This is a genomic window from Fictibacillus sp. 5RED26 (genome assembly GCF_015903895.1).
In the GTDB taxonomy this organism is placed as follows: domain Bacteria; phylum Bacillota; class Bacilli; order Bacillales; family Fictibacillaceae; genus Fictibacillus; species Fictibacillus phosphorivorans.
Genome location: NZ_JACZDU010000001.1, coordinates 401,054 through 421,831 on the forward strand (window position 1 = coordinate 401,054; position 20,778 = coordinate 421,831).

The 20,778-nt window shown below is 38.7% G+C and carries 19 protein-coding genes and 1 pseudogene; 10 read left to right on the plus strand and 10 right to left on the minus strand.

Features of this window, described 5'->3' with window-relative positions:
* The first annotated feature begins 27 nt into the window (after positions 1-27).
* The 3 genes from IHV10_RS02100 to IHV10_RS02110 all read left to right on the plus strand — a co-directional run bounded on the left by IHV10_RS02100 (position 28) and on the right by IHV10_RS02110 (position 3,776).
* Positions 28-501, plus strand: a complete 474-nt coding sequence (locus tag IHV10_RS02100; protein WP_197127103.1) for a DinB family protein — start codon at positions 28-30, stop codon at positions 499-501.
* Positions 502-705: 204 nt separating this feature from the next.
* Positions 706-3,021, plus strand: a complete 2,316-nt coding sequence (gene helD, locus IHV10_RS02105) for an RNA polymerase recycling motor HelD (protein WP_197127104.1) — start codon at positions 706-708, stop codon at positions 3,019-3,021.
* Positions 3,022-3,329: 308 nt separating this feature from the next.
* Positions 3,330-3,776, plus strand: a complete 447-nt coding sequence (locus IHV10_RS02110; protein WP_197127105.1) for a DUF4385 domain-containing protein — start codon at positions 3,330-3,332, stop codon at positions 3,774-3,776.
* A 54-nt stretch (positions 3,777-3,830) separates the two neighbouring features.
* Here IHV10_RS02110 and IHV10_RS02115 read toward each other — a convergent pair whose 3' ends face one another.
* Positions 3,831-4,208: a DUF1428 family protein gene (locus tag IHV10_RS02115; RefSeq protein ID WP_197127106.1), complete on the minus strand. Its 378-nt coding sequence runs from the start codon at positions 4,206-4,208 to the stop codon at positions 3,831-3,833.
* Positions 4,205-5,056: an alpha/beta fold hydrolase gene (locus tag IHV10_RS02120; protein WP_197127107.1), complete on the minus strand. Its 852-nt coding sequence runs from the start codon at positions 5,054-5,056 to the stop codon at positions 4,205-4,207. The genes IHV10_RS02115 and IHV10_RS02120 overlap by 4 nt, the downstream gene beginning before the upstream one ends.
* A gap of 182 nt (positions 5,057-5,238) precedes the next feature.
* Here IHV10_RS02120 and IHV10_RS02125 point away from each other — a divergent pair, with 182 nt between their 5' ends.
* The 3 genes from IHV10_RS02125 (at position 5,239) to hmpA (ending at position 7,527) form a co-directional block, all read left to right on the plus strand.
* A complete protein-coding gene (locus IHV10_RS02125; protein WP_197127108.1) occupies positions 5,239-5,685 on the plus strand; it encodes a hypothetical protein in 447 nt (148 codons plus the stop codon).
* A 17-nt stretch (positions 5,686-5,702) separates the two neighbouring features.
* The gene (locus IHV10_RS02130; protein WP_197127109.1) at positions 5,703-6,206 is read left to right on the plus strand and encodes a hypothetical protein; all 504 of its coding nucleotides are present in this window, start codon (positions 5,703-5,705) and stop codon (positions 6,204-6,206) included.
* Between the two features lie 109 nt (positions 6,207-6,315).
* Positions 6,316-7,527 carry an NO-inducible flavohemoprotein gene (gene hmpA, locus IHV10_RS02135; protein WP_197127110.1) on the plus strand — a complete coding sequence of 404 codons (1,212 nt, stop codon included), beginning with the start codon at positions 6,316-6,318 and terminating at the stop codon, positions 7,525-7,527.
* 38 nt (positions 7,528-7,565) lie between these two features.
* Here hmpA and IHV10_RS02140 read toward each other — a convergent pair whose 3' ends face one another.
* The 5 genes and pseudogenes from IHV10_RS02140 to IHV10_RS02155 all read right to left on the minus strand — a co-directional run bounded on the left by IHV10_RS02140 (position 7,566) and on the right by IHV10_RS02155 (position 10,761).
* A complete protein-coding gene (locus IHV10_RS02140) occupies positions 7,566-7,895 on the minus strand; it encodes a hypothetical protein (protein ID WP_197127111.1) in 330 nt (109 codons plus the stop codon).
* Between the two features lie 116 nt (positions 7,896-8,011).
* Complete coding sequence (locus IHV10_RS02145) at positions 8,012-9,040, minus strand: ABC transporter permease subunit (protein WP_197127112.1); 1,029 nt, start codon at positions 9,038-9,040, stop codon at positions 8,012-8,014.
* A gap of 1 nt (position 9,041) precedes the next feature.
* Positions 9,042-9,995 (minus strand): ABC transporter permease subunit, encoded by a 954-nt coding sequence (locus IHV10_RS02150; protein WP_197127113.1) that lies wholly within the window; start codon positions 9,993-9,995, stop codon positions 9,042-9,044.
* Positions 9,996-10,113: 118 nt separating this feature from the next.
* A pseudogene (locus tag IHV10_RS22695) lies at positions 10,114-10,278 on the minus strand (DinB family protein); the annotation flags it as partial.
* 3 nt (positions 10,279-10,281) lie between these two features.
* The gene (locus tag IHV10_RS02155) at positions 10,282-10,761 is read right to left on the minus strand and encodes a GyrI-like domain-containing protein (RefSeq protein WP_197127114.1); all 480 of its coding nucleotides are present in this window, start codon (positions 10,759-10,761) and stop codon (positions 10,282-10,284) included.
* A gap of 255 nt (positions 10,762-11,016) precedes the next feature.
* Between IHV10_RS02155 and IHV10_RS02160 the strand changes: the two genes are divergently transcribed.
* The 3 genes from IHV10_RS02160 to IHV10_RS02170 all read left to right on the plus strand — a co-directional run bounded on the left by IHV10_RS02160 (position 11,017) and on the right by IHV10_RS02170 (position 13,901).
* Positions 11,017-12,369, plus strand: coding sequence for a glucoamylase family protein (locus IHV10_RS02160; RefSeq protein ID WP_197127115.1), 1,353 nt, complete (start codon positions 11,017-11,019; stop codon positions 12,367-12,369).
* Between the two features lie 147 nt (positions 12,370-12,516).
* A complete protein-coding gene (locus tag IHV10_RS02165) occupies positions 12,517-13,494 on the plus strand; it encodes a hypothetical protein (RefSeq protein ID WP_197127116.1) in 978 nt (325 codons plus the stop codon).
* Between the two features lie 209 nt (positions 13,495-13,703).
* Positions 13,704-13,901: a hypothetical protein gene (locus tag IHV10_RS02170; protein WP_197127117.1), complete on the plus strand. Its 198-nt coding sequence runs from the start codon at positions 13,704-13,706 to the stop codon at positions 13,899-13,901.
* 51 nt (positions 13,902-13,952) lie between these two features.
* Here IHV10_RS02170 and IHV10_RS02175 read toward each other — a convergent pair whose 3' ends face one another.
* The 3 genes from IHV10_RS02175 to IHV10_RS02185 all read right to left on the minus strand — a co-directional run bounded on the left by IHV10_RS02175 (position 13,953) and on the right by IHV10_RS02185 (position 17,035).
* Positions 13,953-14,795: a carbohydrate ABC transporter permease gene (locus tag IHV10_RS02175; RefSeq protein WP_197127118.1), complete on the minus strand. Its 843-nt coding sequence runs from the start codon at positions 14,793-14,795 to the stop codon at positions 13,953-13,955.
* Positions 14,796-14,811: 16 nt separating this feature from the next.
* Positions 14,812-15,696 carry a carbohydrate ABC transporter permease gene (locus tag IHV10_RS02180; protein WP_197127119.1) on the minus strand — a complete coding sequence of 295 codons (885 nt, stop codon included), beginning with the start codon at positions 15,694-15,696 and terminating at the stop codon, positions 14,812-14,814.
* A gap of 88 nt (positions 15,697-15,784) precedes the next feature.
* Positions 15,785-17,035: a sugar ABC transporter substrate-binding protein gene (locus IHV10_RS02185; protein ID WP_197127120.1), complete on the minus strand. Its 1,251-nt coding sequence runs from the start codon at positions 17,033-17,035 to the stop codon at positions 15,785-15,787.
* Between the two features lie 391 nt (positions 17,036-17,426).
* Here IHV10_RS02185 and IHV10_RS02190 point away from each other — a divergent pair, with 391 nt between their 5' ends.
* A complete protein-coding gene (locus IHV10_RS02190; protein ID WP_197127121.1) occupies positions 17,427-20,771 on the plus strand; it encodes a GH36-type glycosyl hydrolase domain-containing protein in 3,345 nt (1,114 codons plus the stop codon).
* The last annotated feature ends 7 nt before the right edge of the window (positions 20,772-20,778 follow it).

The following is a 20,778-nucleotide window of genomic DNA, read 5'->3' on the forward strand; positions in this document are numbered from 1 at the left end:
AAAGAGCAAATTCTAAGGAGGTTTATTATGAATCAATTAACAATTCAAAACTTTGAACTAGCGAGAAGTTTCTTTCTGAAGCAATTGGATGGTATGGATGAGTCTGCAGCAGATATCCAACCCCATGGGTTCAATAATAATATCCGCTGGCACATTGGACACGTCCTCACGACTGCGGAATACTTTATGTTTGGGTTCCCGGAACATTCTGCTAATCTACCTACGCACTATGTTGAGCTATTTAATAGAGGTACAAGTCCTGCAGATTGGAAAGGTGAAGTTCCTACACTTAAAGAACTCAAACAGCAGTTAGAAGAACAATTAGTGCGTGTAAAAGAGATGCCAGAAGAGCGCTTGTTTGAAAAGCTAGAGAAACCAGTATTCAATTTTACTACTTTTGGTGAGCTTGTGAATTTCACTGTTTTTCACGAAACGTATCACCTCGGACAAATGCATGCGATAAAAAGAGTCATCGAAAATCAAACAGCTAAACAAGCATAGTTTTTTTTTGAACAAAAAAACAGTGAAAACCTTTTAGGGATTCACTGTTTTTATATATGTACTTTATATACAGAAATATGCTATTATAGAAAAGACGCACTAACTCATTGGTTTTAATTATAATTGTTCCTAATTTTATTATACGATAAAACAGGAACGTGTGTCAACGATTAACTAATAAATTTTTTTGTAGGGGGAAATCGGATGACAACATGGGATCAGGAACAACGAAATGAACAAAAGCGTGTAGATCAAGTCATTCATAAACTTTCTGATGCAACAGATAAACTTCAAGATCATCTCGGAGGAAAGAAGGCAGATGTTGTTCAAATCCGAAAGAATTTTTGGTCTGATGTGACAGTTAACCTAGAAGATGCCGACGATGCGATTGAAACGGCAGCTAGCATCAAACAGCAGTCAGAGTTATTATCTGAGATTGAAAGAAGTCACACTTCTGCAGAAGCTCGACTTAAAACTTATGAAAAATTAAAAAGCTCCCCTTACTTTGGTCGAATTGATTTTAAAGAAGACGGTGAAGAGGAAACAGAACAAGTTTATATTGGAATAGCATCTTATTACGATGAACCTTCAAGTACGTTTCTTGTTCATGATTGGCGTGCGCCGATATCGAGTCTGTATTATGATCACTCTCTTGGCGAAGCTGATTTTCGTGCACCGAGTGGTACCATTGAAGGAAAGTTAGAACTAAAAAGACAATTTATGATTAAGAATGCTCATATAACAGGAATGTTTGATACGGGAGAAGCGATCGGGGACGAATTGTTACAGCACGTATTAGGAAACCAAGCGAATACACAAATGAAAAGCATTGTGGCGACAATTCAAAAAGAACAAAATGCTATCATACGAAATACAGCAAGTGATTTACTTGTTGTTCAAGGTGCAGCAGGATGTGGGAAGACATCAGCGGCTCTTCAGCGTGTAGCATTTCTGTTATACCGAGATCGAGAAACCATTCAGTCGCACCATGTTGTATTATTTTCTCCAAACAATATGTTCAACAGCTATGTAGCTAATGTCCTGCCTGAACTTGGTGAAGAAAACATGGAACAAACCACGTTTCATGCTTATGTGGACCATCACTTAGGAGGAGACTACTCGATAGAAACACCTTTTGAGCAGATGGAGGAGCTCTTATCTGAACGAGAAGATTCAAAGCGTGTAGAAGCGATACAGTTTAAAGCATCAGTTGAATTTTTAAAAGCGATCCATCGCTATGCTGAGGAGTTAAGTACATCGGGCATTCAATTTTTAAATGTGAAATTTAGAGACCGTATCGTGATTCGGGCTAAACAGATCAGTGAATACTTCTATTCTCTCGATCAGAAAGAAACCGTTCCTTATCGAATGAAAAAGACGGTGGCATGGATTTTAGAAGAGCTGAAGAAGATAGAACGAAGAGAACGCAAGAAACCATGGGTTGAAAAAGAGATACAGCTTCTTGATAAAAATGTATACACAAGGTTGTATGAGAAGCTAGAGGAACGCAATAAATATGGAGCTGACTCATTCAACGATCTTTCAAGTGAACAAAAAGTACTTTCGGCATATGTGACGCGAATCGCCTTTAAATCACTTAGAGAGAGCATCGAACAGTTTTCGTTTATTGATATAAAGAGTTTATATGCTAAGTTGTTTCAGAAGAATAAACGATTGATTGAGGACGTGAACGTTTGGAACGAAATCTGCAATCAAACGTTGTTTAACTTGAAACAAAACCATTTCGCGAATGAAGATGCCACTCCACTATTATATGTAAAAGAGCTATTAGTAGGTTTTCAGTCAAATGCAGCAGTACGTCATGTTTTTATTGATGAAGCACAAGATTTCTCGCCGTTTCAGTTTGCTTTCATTCAGCGTATTTTCCCAAGAGCAAATCTAACGATACTAGGTGACTTGAACCAATCGATTTACGCGCATGCGTCAGATGAAACGTTCAGTATGCTCAAAAACTTATTAAACAAGAAGAATCCTGAAACGATTACTTTGCAGAGAAGTTATCGCTCTACAAAAGAAATTGTAGAGTTTACTAAAAGTCTATTGAAAGACGGAAGCGAGATTATTCCGTTTAATCGTTCGGGTGAAAAACCCGTTATTACAGCAGTAGATCGTGAAGAAGATCATCTTGATCAGGTGAAGGATCTTGTAGGTAATTGGTTGAACAAAGGTCATGAAACGATAGCAGTGATCTGTCGTTCGGCTAAAGAGAGCAAGGCAGTTTATGAGAAACTGAAAGATAGTCTAGATGTGCGGCTCATGATTGATGAGGATGCTTCTTTTCAAAAAGGAGTAATCGTCATCCCATCCTATTTAGCCAAAGGAATCGAGTTTGACGCAGTAACGATCTTTGATGCATCTGGTTATCAAATTGAACGAGAACGTAAATTGTTTTACACGGTTTGTACTCGAGCGATGCATGAATTAACCGTTTTTTACTCAGGGAAACCATGTCCATTTATAGAAGGGGCATCCCAGAATTTGTATGAAGTTGTTCAGTAAAAAGTAATCGATCCGTTGTTTCTTTAAGAAGCAGCGGATTTTTTTCTCTCATAAAACCTGTTACTTTTTGTTGTTATCTTAATATGTTGCTATTGATCCATTCCTTTCTTCTTTGCAAGTTGGTTGTAGCGGAAGGTTGCCGACTCCTAAGGGCGCGAAGTGGCAGGAGGCTCACCGTTCGCCCCGTGGAAAGCGAACAATCTGCAGCGGAAACCAACTACTTTCAAAAGCAACAATGAATACGAAAACACTCTTTATTTTTGATTTCTTTCTTTTAGGGTAACGATAACAAAAAGGAGGAAAAGGAAATGGCTTTTGATTATGATCTTGACTTTGATACTATCGATTTTCGAAAACATCCTGAAAAGTATCGTGTCGGCCGTGGTGAGCAAGGGGTATTATTAGTGGAACCTTATAAGAGTGAGATCTTGCCGCATTGGCGCTTTAAGACCCCAGAAGAAGCAGAAAAATCTTCTAAGAAGATCTATGAACAGTTTCTAGACTATAAGAAAAATAATGACTTTGTTGGAGCGGATATGGCAAGGAAGTTTTTACAGATGGGATACACACGCGCAAGACGGTACACGAACTATAAAGGCGGAAGGAAGTATAATGAAGAAGGTGAGGTGAACAAACGAAAAATAGATCCTGTAAAAGCAAAATCAGCGTCAATCTTTGAGGAAAAGTGGAAATTAGCACGGACGGATGAAGAATATTTAAAAATGAAAAAAGCACATCAAAAAGAATTTGGGTAAGCATCTCCTTCTAGCAAGGAGATGCATTTTTTCATTATAGTGCTGGTCGTTCTATTATACGTTCACTACCTCAGTTTCAGAAACAAACTCACCAAAAACTAATTTTTCAAGTGGTGCTACAAGAGTTACAAATTCGTCTAAACGTTCTTTCATCTCTGGATCTTGATCGAAGTCCTCCATAGTCATGCGTGCATGTTCTTCAGATTGGAAGCGCAGAAGGCCGATCCAAAGTTCTTCTCCTTCATCAACTTGTAGTTTTTCAGAAATAGAGGAGAACCCATAATTTTTTGGAGAAGTGGATAATTTAAATATCTGTTCTGTTACACCTCCGTATTCTTGAAACTTTTTATTCGATCTTGACGATATTTCAAGGAACTTCTCTTTCACTTCAGGTTTCAATTTATAAAAATATACGAGTAGGTATGCCATCATTTAACCTCCGATTTTTTTAGCCATTTTGATAAAACTCCATCGATTACAACGCTGGGTCTGTCCCAGTGCAATAAGTGTGTCGTATTTGGCACTATATGTAGTTCGCCGTTCGCGTTCTTTCTAAACGTTTCAGCGGTCTGCAATCTCATTTCAGACAATCGCTCAGGTACGGTGGCGACAAGTAGAGTGACGCCTGGCGGAAGAAGGTGATAGATATCTTCTGTTTCGTTCAGATACATGCCACGAATGATATGACGGGCAGTTTCACCTTTAGCATGCCAGCAAACCTTACCTTCTCTTTCGACACCTAGATCCTTTACAGCAATATCTTTTAACGGTGACCACATCAAGTAATTCTTTTTTTCTGCTTGGAAAAAGTCATCCCAAGAATCGAACACATACTCATCAAAATCTTTTTCATAATGATCCATTTCTTCTTCTAAAGACGAAGACCATATACGCTTTGTTTGATAGCCTCCGTCGATTAAAATCGTATCCAAAACGTGTTCAGGATAACGAACCAAATAGTGTAGAGCTAGAAAGCTTCCCCATGAATGGGATATGAGATAGAAATCGCTTACATTTAATTGTTTTAACAAACCATGAAGCCAATCAACAAGTCTAGGCATCTCATAATCCACAGCTGTGTCAAAGGGCTCAGACTTCCCGTGTCCAGGAGCATCGAATGCAATGATATAAAAATTCTTCTGTAACTCCTCGGCAACTTCTAGAAAGCTAAGGCTCGTACTTCCTAATCCGTGTAAGCAAACAATAGTAGGATTGTGAGCTTCACCCCATTCTGTAAGGTGGACTGTTTTTTCTTTGTATGTGATTGAAGATCTTCTCATCACTTTTCCAACTCCTGATTAATCGATAAGTGTTCCGTTTCATTCACTTAGTGAAGTTTTGTATCTTTCAATAGTATCATATTATTATAAAATCGTTTGAATAGTTTGAAAAGAACTAAAGGATTTAGAACCATTAAATGGTAATATGATAGTGTTAAGTTAAATAAAGGAGGATGGTTAAAATGAATAGCAGCCAATATGTAAAGCGATCTTCGTTGCTGCTGCTAGCTATAATTCCTGTATTATTGGTGGGTTATTATTTTGCAGTAAATCATGAGAATCTGTTCTTTCTATATGAGTGGACGTTAATAGTGCTTGTACTTGGAGCAGGTTTAATGTCTTTAACCGGTGCCGTTAAAACAAAAGAAAAAGAAAAGTGGGTCTTACTTTCAATCGTAGCGTTTTGTGTTCAGTTTGCAGTTTTAGGTTTGTTTTTAGGGCCGTTGCATTATTATTCTATGTTTTTTGTGTATTATCCAGCAGCTATACTAGGGATGATTGTGTTTGGAATCACGCTCTCTAAAGTGGATAGCTATCGATTCATTTCTGTTATCTTTATGATAATTTCCGTGCTGCTTATTGTATACATGATTCTCTTACAATCGTTATGGGGGCAAGATCTAACGTAAAGAAAGCGGGGGATTAGATGTTACCGTGTCTTAAGAGAATAACGGTGATCACGTGGAGTCTGCTATTCTTATTAGCGGGGTGTACTTCATTCCGCTCCTCTAATGAAGTAAAAGTGACTTCTGAAATGAATGAGTTGATCTCGGATTATATCATCCAACATTATGATGGCGTATATCCCGAAACGGATAAACAGTTTGAAGTTCATAAGATCTATGGAGCGAAAGAAACTGGAGGAGTAACATCGGTCTATCTATATTCTTTGTTTTTGGGCTTTAACGAAAAAACGAAGACTGAGGGGCAGTCCGGCCATTCCGTTCCTGCCATAATCAAACTCAGGAGTGAAGGCGGCAAGTATGTGATCGCACATTATGAGGAACCGCGGGATGGAGCTGATTTTAAACGATCATTATATAAAATCTTTCCGAGAAAATACGCAGGAAAAGCATTAGAAGACACGAAAAATTCAGCAGATCTTCAAAAGGAAATGAAGCAAAAAGCAGAAATGTGGCTAAGAAAATAGCACTATTTATGTTCACAAAACGTCCTAAAGAAAAGTGATTCAAATCACACATTCTCTTTTATCATTCTTTTACGATAGAGTTGTAAGAAGAATACAAGGGGGAATTGACATGCTACAGCAAAGAACCATTGAAATTATTAAGTCAACCGTACCTGTTTTGCAAGTACACGGAGAAGCGATTACTTCACGTTTTTATGAAATGCTGTTTCAGAAGCATCCTGAGCTTTTGAATATCTTTAACCACGCAAACCAGAAAAAAGGACGTCAACAAGCCGCATTAGCAAACGCAGTATACGCAGCAGCAGCCAATATTGATAAGCTTGAAACCATCATTCCAGTCGTAAAAGGAATTGCCCATAAACATCGGAGTCTAGGCGTGAAGCCGGAGCATTATCCTGTGGTCGGTGAAAACCTGCTACTTGCCATTAAAGATGTTCTTGGAGATGCTGCAACAGATGAGATCATCAACGCTTGGGCAGAAGCGTATGGTGTGATCGCGGATGTCTTTATCGGTATTGAACGTAACATGTATAGTGATGCGGGTTGGGAAGGTTTCAGACCTTTTGCCGTAACTCGTAAAGTAGAAGAAAGCTCTGTTATCACGTCCTTCTATTTAGAACCGGAAGATGGCATGCCACTTGCAAAATTTAAGCCCGGCCAATATGTGAGTATCAAGATGGATATACCAGGTCAGGAACACACACATATCAGACAATACAGCTTGTCTGACGCTCCAGGACAAAGCAGTTATCGGATCTCTGTTAAAAAAGAAATCGGTAGAGATACTGTCGATGGAATGGTTTCCGTTTATTTGCACGAGAGTGTTAAAGAAGGAGACATCCTTCATTTGAGCGCTCCAGCAGGTGATTTTTATTTAAATACAGATTGTGAAAAGCACGTTGTCCTTATAAGTGGTGGTGTGGGACTTACTCCTATGGTAAGTATGTTGAAAACTATAGCAAGTGAGCAACCGGAACGAGGAGTTACATTTATTCATGCTGCGATCAATGGCCAAACACACGCATTAAAGAAAGAAGTACTAGATATTGCAGAAGCTTCAGATCATATCACTACACACTTTGTGTATGAAAGTCCTTTAGATGAAGATTTAGGCTTCACGAAGAGGGGTTACATTGATCAAGCTTGGTTGAAGGAGATCTTACCTATAAAAGATGATGCAGAATACTATTTCTGTGGCCCGATTCCATTTATGAGAGTGATAAATACAGCTCTGCAAGAGTTGAATATACCAAAAGAAAACATTCATTTTGAATTCTTTGGACCTGCCTCTGATCTACAGAAGGAAAGTATCAAGTCATAAAGAAGCAAAACACCTTCCTGAACGCGGAAGGTGTTTTGCTATCTACCGTAATGATAGTGAAAACGTTGTATCATCGATTTGCGTTTCACTAAGAGGAGAACCAATAAGGCCATTAGACTTATTAAAATAATCCATGCCCCTAAATAGATACCACCGATCGTAAATGCTCTAGAAATTTTTACAGAAAAGAAAATCCATCCTACAATGCCTACTGTACCTATGCATAAGTTAAGCATTAGGCTGACAAAGAAGTGGGGAAGCACCATGCCCGTATGTGATACTGTGAATTTAGCGTATTTATAGCTGATCGGTAAACCTAGTAGAAGAAACAAGGTATAAAAAATGACGTTAAGGTCTGCTTCACTCAAAGGGTTCACTCCTTTTTGTTGTGTAATACTCCTTTATTCAAAAAGAACGAAAAACATGACAAATGATAAAAGACTCGATAAGGTAAATCCTTGCCTCATCGAGTCCTTCTTATACATTAATTGTCCGTTCCTGTTTTCATAATCCTATCAAACTGCTCTTGAGACAATTTCTTAACTTGTACAGGAGTTTTTGTCTTTCTTACTCTTCTTGTTCTTTTCGTGTAAGCACCTTTTGCGAGGTATTGACGTTTCATGGCTTCAACCATAAAGTTCAACGCGAGAATGGTAATTGCAAATCCTGCGAGAGGAGCAAATACGATCCAGCGATCACCACGAATTTGATAGTAGTTAGCACCGATCATGCTCGACCATTCATTGATCATAGCAACAGGCACCGTATTATTTTCTAGTGGATCGAGAGTGATAAAGTCAGTTCCACCGATAAAAACTTGTAAAATGCCAAGATGTGCTGCCAGTAGTAGGGTTGCGATTAGCTGTTGGCTGTATAGAATGCTTAATCGCGGTTTTAGATAAGGTAATACGTGTTTCCGAAGCTTGTGAATTCTGCCTCCACCAAGAACTTTAACGGAAGATATAAATTCATTCTCTAAAAACTTTGACGTTTCGTTGGCTACCGTTACCATCACGGTAGGGACTGCAATTAATATGAGAATCAGCAAAGAAAATATGGTTTGTTGATTCTTCGGAACAGACCAAGTGAAAATTTGGAGAACAGGATAGATAAGTAAATAGGCAACAATGGTTGCAGGAGCATAATAAAAGGATTCAAAGAGTTTGCTTGAAGCCCGAAGTATAGGTTTTGGCAGCTGACTCAAGATTAATCCTAGTATCGTTCCGAAAAATAGGCGAGCGAATGCGACTAAGAAGGCAAATCCTAGTGTATACTTTGCGCCGTCGATCACCTTGTGCAACATGCTGACACCAAATCGATCTGTTCCAAATGGCATTTCTTTAAAAGGAGCGATTGGTGCTGAATCAACAGGTTGTTTTTGTTCGTCAAATCGAATTTGCATCACGGGTTGTTTTTCATTCGGTACAAAATGTGAATAGATAATGCTTCCGAAAAACAAGGTGACAATAATTAGAAAGCCACTTAAAAATAACGGACTTCTCCATACAGACATCTTACGCCACCTCCTCATCATTACGCCCTAGCTTATACTCCAGAACGTAAGAGGAAAGTGTAAATAATAGATAAAACGGAACGAACATGAGCAAAACACTAACTGTAATGACATCCGGTGTCGTAGGACCGTTATCTAGCATAAAATCAGTGATGCCGGGAATCGCCATAATGGTTTCTACCATAAAGAGTGTAGAGATTAGTAACCAATACACGTTCTTTGAATAATAGAACAGACTTAAAAGTGAATTTCTTAGCATGTGAATATAAAGGATCAGCGCATATCGTATTCCTTTTGCGCGAGCAAATTCTACATACGTTTTTGAATCTTCATCATCGAGTAGAAACAGCAACGTTCTTATTAAGAAAAGAGTTGGCAAGATGCTCAAGCAAAAAATCGGTAAGAAATAGCTAGGATTTTGATCGCTATGTACGATTGGGAACAAGAGATTTCCCGTATTTCTAACATACAGAATCATGCTATATTGAATGATAACAACGATAAATATATCGGGTAAGGACTCGAGTGAAAAAAACAAGAAGCGAATTCCTTTTTGAATGCGGTCAGGTAAAATCTTGATGATTAAAGCTAGTATGATCGATGAAGCTATGGCTAGAAAGAATGCACCTAATACTAGTTTTATAGAATAAAGATAAGGTTTTAAAATGGTTGGGAATAGTAACTTCTCCTGTTGATATTCATAAAAAGTCACGTTTGAAAACGTTATGAGGTTTATGAACAAATCCCATATCTTATCAAGATAAGGCTCGAAAAATAATCCTAAATCCTGGTTTAAAAAGAGTGCATTCTCGAGTGCACCAGAATCTAGTAAACGAGCAACAGCTTCAATACCTTGAACATTGCTGAAGAATAGATAAGGAAGTGCACCAATGAAAAAAACACCTACGATCGGCATCAAAAAATAAACAATGCGCCGAAGGACAAGCAAATACATAAAATTTTCCCCCTAAATCTCTTTATCTCTTTTTATCTAATAAAGTTAACTATAATCATTCGACATAATCCATTATTTTCCTCTAAAGAGAATAAAAAAAGCTCCCACTTGGGGAACGTTATTTGAGTATGCTTAAGTATGTTTTCCATGGACCGACGTCACAAGCATAACGCTTAGCCAGAATTCTAGTAATCTGATTAATGTGTGTAAGATCATGAACGGCCCAGGTTGAGAGTAATTGGTGTAGGGTTATAGAGCCAAACTCAGGGTGTATTCCAGTTTTATTTTATTGAATGGTATCGTACAAATCGATTTCTAATTGATTACTTACATCAAAGGTATGAAATATCTCGATGTGCCAGTTTTTAAGGAGTCTGTTATATCCATTCTTTTGTATCCAGTTGTGCAACATTTCATAGCTGTTTTTAATTTCATCGTTTCTTCCCATATGTTTGGTCACTGCATATTTTTGAGGTGGTATGGTTAACTTCACCATGCCAGCCGGAACATCTTCATATTTTTCTACTTCAACACAAACCCAGTATCCATCTTCTTGTTTAGTTTGTGCATCAACGACGAACGCACCTATTTGTTTTGATGGATCCACGACATGCTGAATGGACGGTAATTGTGATTGCAGCGTAGTTGAAGCTTTAGGAATTTCGTGAATGTATTGATCTCCCTCACATAGCACCCTTAATCCAACTAACTTTATTTCTTTCCGTTCTTTTACAACGGGTGTTTCATAAACTGCCTTGTTGTTCATAGCAAAAACCCCTTTTTAAGACTATTTACTACTTTCTTCTAGTAAAAAAACCATTATCCTTTATTTCCCTAATAATCGGATTGATTTCCTGTTATTATCAGTTTTCTCCTACCTTTATACCGTTTATTATGAAAGCGCATACAACCTTTGGCGCAAAAGACTGTAATCTTCTTATTTATTTCATTCAAACGTGATAAACTATTGGTGAAACGTTTCGACTGATGATTTCTAAGTATGGAGAGGAGCAATGCATCCATGAAAACAAGTAAAATGATTAGCTTTGTATTAATGTTCAGTTTGTTTGCGAATGTTTTTGTAACATCATCTGCGTCCGCAACTGACAGAGGAAAAGATCATGCATTTCAAATGGAGTTAAAATCAATTGCTAAGAAGACATACAAATTTTATCAAGATCATACTGATCCAAAAACAGGTTTGACCTATGATGAGACTCGATATACAGCAGAGGGTAAAAAAGACGCAACACATACATCTCCTACAAACATTGGGATGTATATGATGAGTACGATCTCCGCTCAAGAGTTAGGTATCATCTCTAAAAAGGAAGCGGTAAAACGTATACAAGTCACGTTGAATACACTTGAAGATTTAGAAAAATGGAATGGATTATACTACAACTGGTATAACACAAAAGATGGTTCGGTTAAAAAGGATTGGGGACAGTTCATCTCACAAGTGGATAACGGCTGGCTGTCTGCAGGGCTGATAGTAGTTGGACAAGCTTATGATGAGCTGAATCCACAAACGAGTAAGCTCGTTGAAGACATGAATTATACGACACTATATGATCCAGAAGTGGGACAATTCCGTGGTGGATATGATGTAGCACAAGGGAAATTAACCGATCATCACTACGGTTTGTTTAACACAGAACCACGTGTAGCAAGTTATATCTCGATTGGTAAAGGTGATGTGCCAAGCGATCACTGGTGGAAGATGTATCGTACGATGCCAAAAGAATGGGATTGGCAAGCACAAATTCCAGAAGGTGAAACTCATGAATATGATGGCGTTTCTGTATTTGAAGGCCATTATGAATACAAAGGTGTAAAATTCGTTCCGAGCTGGGGCGGAAGCATGTTTGAAAGTCTTATGCCTGGAATCGTATTAAATGAGGTTGAACTTGGCAAGAATGCGCTTGGGCTGAACAACAAGCGTCATGTTGAGTTACAGCAAGCTTTTGCAGAAGAAAAAGGATATAAAGCATGGGGCTTTTCTCCATCTGCAACACCAGATGGTTACAGTGAGTTTGCAGCAACACCACTTGGTACTTCTGGATACAAAGATGGCGCGACCGTAACAGCTCATGCATCATTCTTAGCACTAGACTATGATCCAAAAGCTGTTCGAAAAAACATTAAAGCATTAAAAGAGCTCGATACGTATAGCAAGTACGGATTCTATGATTCTGTAAACGTGGAAACAGGTGAAATCGCTAAAGCATATCTCGCGCTCGATCAAGGAATGATCATGGTTTCGATCGCTAACTATCTAAAAGATGGTGTGATTCGCGATTACTTCCACCAAGACCCGATTGGTAAGAAACCTGAGGATCTGTTGAGAAAAGAAAAGTTCTCTATTCAATAATTGTACGCAGCACCCAATTCCAAATGGATGAGGGTGTTTTTTGCTGGAGTTAGCTTGTTTTGTGGGCTTTCAGGTGGAAGTGTAGAGGTTAGAGGTGGTCAGCAGTGATTCATAGGTGCTCTGTATGAGTTTATCGGTAAAACCGAGATGCTTATCGGTGAAAAGATACAATTTAGCGGTGAACGTGTAAGAAAAATAAAAACACGTACCGTAAACGAGGATAAAAGGGTCCAGGATTTTTATGTAGAATCTATTTTTACTGACAGCTGTACCTATCATTTATTCAGCTGGAAATTTAAAAATGGAAGTGAAGAAGAGATGTGCACGAGTTTTGTTTTGCATGAAGAAGAGACGTATATTGGAATGAACTTTGATCTGTCTGAGCGGCCGATTAAAATGACTCTATCAGGTGATAATCAGCTCCTTATTTTGCAAAAAGAAGGCGGCCGTTTCCTACCAGCCATTGGCTTTAATAAAAAAGGAATCTTTATGAATCTTCATATGGTGAACCCGAATGAAGAGGGCAAATATAAAAGGAACAAAAACAGTATACATATGATGAGGTTATTTGATGAAGTGTTGTCTGAAAAAGTAAAAACATCAGTGCTGCCTACCTATCTTCAAGAAAAAGAAATCGTGAATGTTCCTGATTATAGTGTTCAAAGTTTAATAGTTGGTCCTAACAAGAAGTCGTTCCTTGTGGAACCTGGAAGAAAATATATAGACACAGATCAGCTAGAGGATAACTTTATGGTTCTTACAAATTTTTCAGTTCGAGATGCCATGGAACATGAAGATATGACATTACAAGGACCAGGAAGTGATCGTTATCAGCTAGCACATGGTGGATTGGTAAACAGAAGAGATAACTTTTCCGTTGAACAAGGACTATCCATCCTGAAGCAAACCGCTCAAAGAGAAGGGGACTTTCCTACACAGTTATCTATCATATTTAATCCAGAAGAAGAGAACATCTATTTTTCTCTTAAAGGAGATTTCAATAGAATCTATAGGTTTTCTTTCTCAGATCTGTTGATAACAACAGAGAGGGGCTTTGAGCGTGATCTAGGTTTTTTGGTAAAGAAAAAAGGAGTTTTATTGTCAGAGCTTGAGAGTTGGGGATGAAGTAAACAATGAATTGCGGTATTTTGAAGTATGAAAACAATCAATTTTACTTTATAGGCCGTAGTCTTTGATTTATAGTCCTTCAAGAAAATTTATAGTCCTTTAAATCGATTTATGGGCCTTCAAAATTGTTTATAGGCCTTAATAAATAACTTATAGGCCGTTCGACAAAATTCTACATTTCTACATGAATGGTAGTGGAGGTACGTATGAAGAAAACATCGGAGAAAAGACTAAACGCTTTTTTTCTATTAACTGGAATCCTGTTTCTGTACTCTATCTTTTCAAAAATGTATCATTTCAACAGCATCCTAAATGATATTGTTTATGCTTTAGGGTTCATATTTGCAATCCTCATCCATCTTCATTATAGAAAGAAAACCAAGCTCCAAAAAGTAGACAAATAAAACAAAAAGATCCCCCGATTACATGAATCAGGGGTTCTTCACGTTACTCTTCTATTTCATTCCTGAAATGGTATAGCCTTCAATAATGTGCTTTTGGAAGATGATGAAGATGATGACGATTGGAACAACCATGAACGTTGATCCTGCCATCTGCAACGCGAAGTTTCCTCCGTATTGTCCTTTCAAAAGGCTTAATCCGACAGAGAGTGTATACAGACTTTCGTCATTCGCGATGATTAACGGCCACAAGAAGCTGTTCCAGCCCGCGATAAACGTTAGAATACCTTGAACGGCCATAATCGGTTTAGATATAGGCAGGACGAGTTGCATGAACACGCGGAACTCACTTGCTCCATCTAGACGAGCAGCTTCAAGCAATTCGTCTGGGATAGTAGACATGAACTGGCGGAACAAGAAGATGCTGAATGCACCAACTAATCCTGGCAGAACAACACCAGCCATCGTGTTCGTCAAGCCCATCTGGTTTAAGATTAAATAAACAGGGATCATCGTTACTTGTCCAGGAATCATCATTGTTGCTAGTACAAGGTAGAAAAGCTTTTCTCTTCCTTTAAACTTGTACTTCGCAAATGCGTATCCAGCCATCGCATTAAAGAAAAGTCCGACGAAAGAACAGAGGACGACGACGATCGTATTTCGTAAATAAACACCAAAGTTCATGTTCTCAAACAGGTAGATGAAGTTCTCTGTTGTAAAGGTTTCAGGCCACAGAGTCGGTGTGAGCTGAAGGACTTCACTTTCAGGTTTGAATGCAGAAAGGATCATCCAAATAAAGGGGATGGCTACCAAAAGACCGCCAAGCGTCAAGACGATTCCTGCGATCCATTGCTGCATTTTGTATGCTTTTTTCGCATCAGATACTTTTGATTTCATGTTCTCACCTCACGTCCTAAATGTCGGTATCTTTCTTTTGCAATCGGAACTGAATCATCGTGATGATGATGATTGTGACAAACAGGACAAAAGATCCTGCAGCGGCATAACCAAAGTTGCTTAGCTGGAACCCGTTGCGATAGATGAAGAGGGCAACAGATGTAGTGCTATCCAAAGGTCCGCCGTTCGTCATAACGAATGGTTCTTCGAAGAACTGAATCCATCCGATCATCGTTGTGATCGACACGAAGAAGATAGCGTAACGAAGAAGAGGAATCGTAATCTTTGTGAGCTGTTTCCAGTTGTTCGCACCGTCTAGTTGAGCTGCCTCATAATACGTTTTCGGAATTCCTTGTAAAGCTGCTAAGAAAATAATCATGTTCACACCAATCGCGCGCCAAACAGCTAATGCGATCAATGATCCTTTGGCGATCGTAGGGTCTTGTAACCAGGGTATAGCAGGAATGCCGACTAAACCGAGTAGATAGTTGAACAGACCGAACTGTGGGTTGTATAGATACGTCCACACAACAGCTACTGCTACAACGTTTGTGATCGAAGGCATATAAAAAACAAGACGAAAAGCCTTGAAGATACGCGCTGTACCAAAGTTGATCAAAAGAGCGATACCAAGTGAACATGCGATAACGAGAGGAACACCGAATACGACATAAAAGACAGTGTTGCCGATCGATTTTAGAAAAATAGGATCTTTAAAGATATTGATATAGTTTTCGATTCCAATAAAGCTAATATTTGAATAGTCTGCAAGTCCAGCTAGGTCAATATCTGTAAAACTAATCACCAATGCAAGAACAATGGGAAAAAGAGAGAATAAAGCCAATAGTGCAAGCGCTGGTCCAATGAAGAGGTAAGGAGTCGTTTTTGAATAGCTTTTCATGTTTTCACATCCTTCATCGTTACCCGTGTTGATGATAAAAAGGGAACGAGCAGGATAACCTGCTCGTTATACCCCGGATCAACAGGATTTATTTCTTTAAGATCTCTTCAGCTTTTTTGTCGAAGTTATCTAATTCTTTCTGAACATCTGCTCCGCCTCTGTAGATCTTCTCAAAACTCTTTAAATAAGATTGAGCGATTTCTTCCCATTGCTTAATAACAGGCATCGGTTGTGAAGCTTCCATCTGTTCACCGAATGCTTTGTAAAATTCATTTCCAGTAAGAGATTCGTCTTCCCATGCTTTTTGGGTTGCCGGAAGGGAATTCGTCATCTCCATCCATTTTAATTGTGTTTCAGGCTTACTCATATATGCTGCGAATTTTAACGCTTCTTTTTCGTGCTTCGTATGTTCAAATACAGAAAGGTTAGATCCACCTAGTGCTGAAATGTTATTTTCTTTTGCCGGAAGAACAGCCGTACCCCATTTACCTTTAAGCTCAGGAGCTTGGTCGTTGATTAGTTTGATCATCCAAGGACCACTGATGAACATTGGTAGGATCCCGTCTCCACGGAAACCTTGAACGATGTCCATTCCTAGTTCTTCTTTTGGAGCTGCTCCACTTTCATAGAAGCTGTTCAAGTATTCAACCGCTTCAACGAACTTAGGATCATTGAATTTAGGCTCATTGTTAGGTCCTAATAGTTCAGCGCCGTTTTGGCGTGCGAACATGAATGACAAGCTTTGTTCTTTAGCATCGATCGAAATTCCATATTTCCCTTTTCCACGATCAGCTAGCTTATCAGCGGCTTCCTTCAACTCGTCCCACGTTTTAGGAGCTTCTTTAAATCCAGCTTTCTCGAGCAGATCTGTACGATAGTAGAGCAAGCGAGTATCTACGTACCAAGGTACACCGACCATTTTGTCTTCAAACTTTGTCGTTTCAACAGAACCTTCAAAGAAATGTTTTGGATCTAGTTCCGGGTAATCTTTAACATGAGGTGTTAAATCTTTTAATGCTCCAGCGGATGCAAACTCAGGAATCCAAGTTGTACCCATCTGAACAACATCAGGTCCTTTTTTAGAAGCAACGGCTGTTAAAAGCTTATCGTGTGCTTGATCCCAAGGAAGGGCTTGTACTTTAACGTCAATCTTTGGATTTTCTTTTTCAAATTCTTCAGCGATCTTAGGAAGTGACTTTGCTTCTTCACCCATTCCCCAAACCGTAATTGTTGTTTTTCCGTCTTCTGAACCTGAAGAGCAGCCAGCTAAGACGCCGGATAGTACAAGTGCACCAACCATTGACGTAACCATCGATTTTTTAAACCAACGTTTTTTCATGTGAGTTCCCCCTATAATTTGCCTGTGAAAGCAATCAATTTTTATTATTCCCGAATTTTCTTTGAGATTATTGTTGAAACGTTTCGATAAGCACATTATAATTCAAGTTGTAATCGTTTACAACATGGAATTTTCAAAAAGAGTTTTCCTTCCATAAATTGTTGGAAACATAAGGTTTCATATACTATTTTCCTTGTTGCAAAAGGAAATGAAGAAGATAACAGTATGAAACTCAAAAACCTAGGAACTCTCTTGAATTTAATTGAAACGTTTCGATAAAATGCTTTCATTTATGTTAAAAGAGATGAAAACTTCATGTTTATATCAACAGAATTTACTTTATTAAGCTTTATAAACAAATAGGCATCATAAAAGAATTGAGGGATAGACAATGACAACATTAACGAAAGGGAACATCACGATTAAAGCTGGTGACTTTGCATTTGCGTTCTTAAGTACTGGTGATATCTACAAAGCTTCCCACCATGATACGATGATCAACCAATGGATGAGTAATCCGATCGATGGTTCTTTGAACAATCTTTATTTACGTGTGTTTAACAGTGAGGGTATCCATGTAACTCCGCTTCTGGGTAGTAAATCTAACAGCACCGTTTCGTATAATGAGAATCAAGTTTATTGGAGTGGTACGTTTCAAGACATCTCTTATATAGTCACTTTTTCATTAAAAGAAAGTGGTATATGGTTTTGGGATGTTGAACTCGAAGGAAAAGCTGAGAAGGCTGATATTATTTATGGCCAAGACGTGGGACTTGCACATATCGGAGCTGTTCGAACAAATGAAGCATTCATCGCACAGTATGTAGACCATGGTGTGTTTGAAGATGAGAAGCTAGGTTATGTGATCTGTTCACGTCAAAATCAACCGAATGGAAAAGCCTTTCCTTACCTGCAACAAGGATCGTTAACGAAATCTGTTGGTTATATAACGGATGGTTTTCAGTTCTTCGGTACTTCATATAAAGAAACAGATGTACCACAAGCGCTTTATAACGAGAACTTAGCGAGTGAAGTGTATCAATACGAATTCGCTTATATTGCACTTCAATCAGAGCGATTTGCACTTGATGGTAAACATCACATCAATTTTTATGGATTTTTTAAAGAGGATCATCAGGATGCTGTTACATCTATTGAATATAAGGATGAGATTGAATTAGCTTGGAATGAAGTTCAAGCTCAGCTAATTGAAGATACGATTGCGCTTGAAAAAGTTAATCGTAATGACCATTTTGACGGAACATTAAAAACAGTTGATCTTCAAATGGAAGAAGTGGAAGCTCTTTTCCCGGAGCGTATTTTAGAAGAGTATGAAGGAGATACGCTGCTATCCTTTTTTACACCGACCTATGAACATATCGTTTTAAAAGAAAAAGAAAGAATCGTAGAGCGACCTCATGGACATATTCTCGTTACGGGAGATAATGTGTCATTAAAAGAGGACACAATCACGACTACTTCTTATATGTATGGCATTTTCAATTCTCAATTAGTAGTAGGAAACACTTCGTTTCATAAGATGATGACAAATGCACGCAATGCGTTGAATGTTATGAAAACATCTGGTCAACGAATCTATGTTGAGTTAGATGGGAAGCTGAAACTATTAACGATGCCATCGTTGTTCGAGATGGGCTTTAACTATACGCGTTGGTTCTATAAAACGGAAGGTGAGACGTTTATCATCACAAATTACACAACAGTCGATACCCCGGAAGTTGAGCTGCATGTTAAGGCTCTTAGCGGTAGATCATATCGATTCGTTGTAACGAACCAAGTATCCATGAATAATCAAGAATACGAAGTGCCATTTAAAATGGAAAAAGAAGATGGGATCCTTTCATTCTTTGCAGATGATGCTTCTGACAGTGCAAAAACGTATGAAAATTTAAGCTATCGAATGAAGATTACGGGTACCGAGTGGAACGTAATAGACGAGACAATCTTTGGGGATAACATGGATGGTGGATCTGCTTCTCTCGTGGTTTGCGATCTTGAACCAACAAATGAGTGGGGCATCTCTCATCAAGGTCTAATCGACGGGAACAACATTCCGTTCACAAATAAGACGATTGAAACGGAAATCGAGCGCTACCGTACATTTATTCAAAACACGAACCGCGGATTCCGTTTGACTAAGGATGGAGTTGAGACACACGAGCTTCAGAAGATGAATGCCTTAGCTCATTGGTATACCCATAACATGCTTATTCACTATTCGGTACCACATGGTCTTGAGCAATATGGTGGTGCAGCTTGGGGAACGCGTGACGTTTGCCAAGGACCTGCTGAATACTTCTTAGCAACTCAGCATTATGGTGCAGTAAAAGACATCTTGCTTACGGTATATTCTCATCAGTTTGACGAGACGGGTAACTGGCCACAATGGTTTATGTTTGATCAATATTTCAAAATCCAGCAAGATGATTCACATGGAGATATCATTGTATGGCCACTGAAGTTAGTGACAGATTACCTTGCAGCTACGAATGATTTTGAAATTTTACGTGCTGAAGTACCTTACACGTCTAACAGTGACTTTAACTTTACTGAGAATAAAGAAACATTATTACAGCATATTCAAAAACAGATCCGCTACATGAAAGAGAACTTTTTACATGATACGCACCTTTCCTCGTATGGAGACGGTGATTGGGATGATACGCTTCAACCTGCAAATCCACAGCTTAAAAAATTCATGGTGAGTTCATGGACGGTTGCCTTAACGTATCAAGTTATGACTCAGTTCTCCCAACAGTTACAGCATGTTGACGAAGAAGAGGCTTCTAAACTAAGCGAGCTCGCTAAAAATATTCAGGCAGACTATCAAGAGCATATGTTAGGAACCGATGTAATCCCTGGATTTGTTTACATGGAGGATCCAAAATCACCAAAATTGATGCTTCATCCTAGTGATAACACAACGGGTATTAACTATCGTCTATTACCAATGACGCGCAGTATGATTGCAGAATTGTTAACACCTGAACAGGCTGAACAGCACCTTGATCTGATCATGGAAAAGTTTTATTGCCCAGATGGCGTAAGATTGATGGACAAACCTGCTCATTATAAAGGCGGTGTGAGTACGCATTTCAAACGTGCTGAACAAGCATCGAACTTCGGACGTGAGATCGGACTTCAATATGTTCATGCTCATATTCGTTTTGTTGAAGCCATGGCGAAGCTAGGTAAAAAAGAAGAAGTGTGGAGTGGACTAGAAAAAATCAATCCTGTTATGATCCAAGAAAAAGTTCCAAACGCAGAGCGACGTCAGAGTAATGCTTATTTCTCAAGCTCTGATGGTGATTTTAAAACTCGCTATGAAGCGCAAGAACGTTTTGGTGAACTAAAAGATGGTGAAGCCAAGGTTAAAGGTGGATGGAGAATCTATTCTTCTGGTCCGGGAATTTACATGAATCAGTTGATCTCAAATTGTTTAGGTATCCGCCCACAAGGGGAGAACCTAATTATTGATCCAATATTAACAGAAGAAATGAATGGTCTAGAATTGCAGTATATGATCGACGGCAAACCTGTCAAAATGGTATTCCGAGATCGCGGTGGGGAAACGAAGCGACTCGTCGTTAATGGTCAAGAAGTTGAGAGCAGCACATATCAAAATATCTACCGAAAAGGTGGAGTGAGCGTGAATCGCTCTGAATTTGTAAATAAATTGTCAGCAGACGTGAATACCGTAGAGATTTATTCATAACCTTTCG

What these genes read in the sequence shown, in the direction of transcription:
- IHV10_RS02100 (WP_197127103.1), top strand. Translation starts at nt 28, where the DNA reads ATGAATCAATTAACAATTCAAAACTTTGAACTAGCGAGAAGTTTCTTT.
- IHV10_RS02185 (WP_197127120.1), bottom strand. Translation starts at nt 17,035, where the DNA reads ATGAAAAAACGTTGGTTTAAAAAATCGATGGTTACGTCAATGGTTGGT.
- IHV10_RS02165 (WP_197127116.1), top strand. Translation starts at nt 12,517, where the DNA reads ATGCTTATCGGTGAAAAGATACAATTTAGCGGTGAACGTGTAAGAAAA.
- IHV10_RS02145 (WP_197127112.1), bottom strand. Translation starts at nt 9,040, where the DNA reads ATGTCTGTATGGAGAAGTCCGTTATTTTTAAGTGGCTTTCTAATTATT.
- IHV10_RS02125 (WP_197127108.1), top strand. Translation starts at nt 5,239, where the DNA reads ATGAATAGCAGCCAATATGTAAAGCGATCTTCGTTGCTGCTGCTAGCT.
- IHV10_RS02120 (WP_197127107.1), bottom strand. Translation starts at nt 5,056, where the DNA reads ATGAGAAGATCTTCAATCACATACAAAGAAAAAACAGTCCACCTTACA.
- IHV10_RS02180 (WP_197127119.1), bottom strand. Translation starts at nt 15,696, where the DNA reads ATGAAAAGCTATTCAAAAACGACTCCTTACCTCTTCATTGGACCAGCG.
- IHV10_RS02190 (WP_197127121.1), top strand. Translation starts at nt 17,427, where the DNA reads ATGACAACATTAACGAAAGGGAACATCACGATTAAAGCTGGTGACTTT.
- IHV10_RS02170 (WP_197127117.1), top strand. Translation starts at nt 13,704, where the DNA reads ATGAAGAAAACATCGGAGAAAAGACTAAACGCTTTTTTTCTATTAACT.
- IHV10_RS02110 (WP_197127105.1), top strand. Translation starts at nt 3,330, where the DNA reads ATGGCTTTTGATTATGATCTTGACTTTGATACTATCGATTTTCGAAAA.
- IHV10_RS02160 (WP_197127115.1), top strand. Translation starts at nt 11,017, where the DNA reads ATGAAAACAAGTAAAATGATTAGCTTTGTATTAATGTTCAGTTTGTTT.
- IHV10_RS02115 (WP_197127106.1), bottom strand. Translation starts at nt 4,208, where the DNA reads ATGATGGCATACCTACTCGTATATTTTTATAAATTGAAACCTGAAGTG.
- IHV10_RS02150 (WP_197127113.1), bottom strand. Translation starts at nt 9,995, where the DNA reads ATGTATTTGCTTGTCCTTCGGCGCATTGTTTATTTTTTGATGCCGATC.
- IHV10_RS02130 (WP_197127109.1), top strand. Translation starts at nt 5,703, where the DNA reads ATGTTACCGTGTCTTAAGAGAATAACGGTGATCACGTGGAGTCTGCTA.
- helD (WP_197127104.1), top strand. Translation starts at nt 706, where the DNA reads ATGACAACATGGGATCAGGAACAACGAAATGAACAAAAGCGTGTAGAT.
- IHV10_RS02155 (WP_197127114.1), bottom strand. Translation starts at nt 10,761, where the DNA reads ATGAACAACAAGGCAGTTTATGAAACACCCGTTGTAAAAGAACGGAAA.
- hmpA (WP_197127110.1), top strand. Translation starts at nt 6,316, where the DNA reads ATGCTACAGCAAAGAACCATTGAAATTATTAAGTCAACCGTACCTGTT.
- IHV10_RS02175 (WP_197127118.1), bottom strand. Translation starts at nt 14,795, where the DNA reads ATGAAATCAAAAGTATCTGATGCGAAAAAAGCATACAAAATGCAGCAA.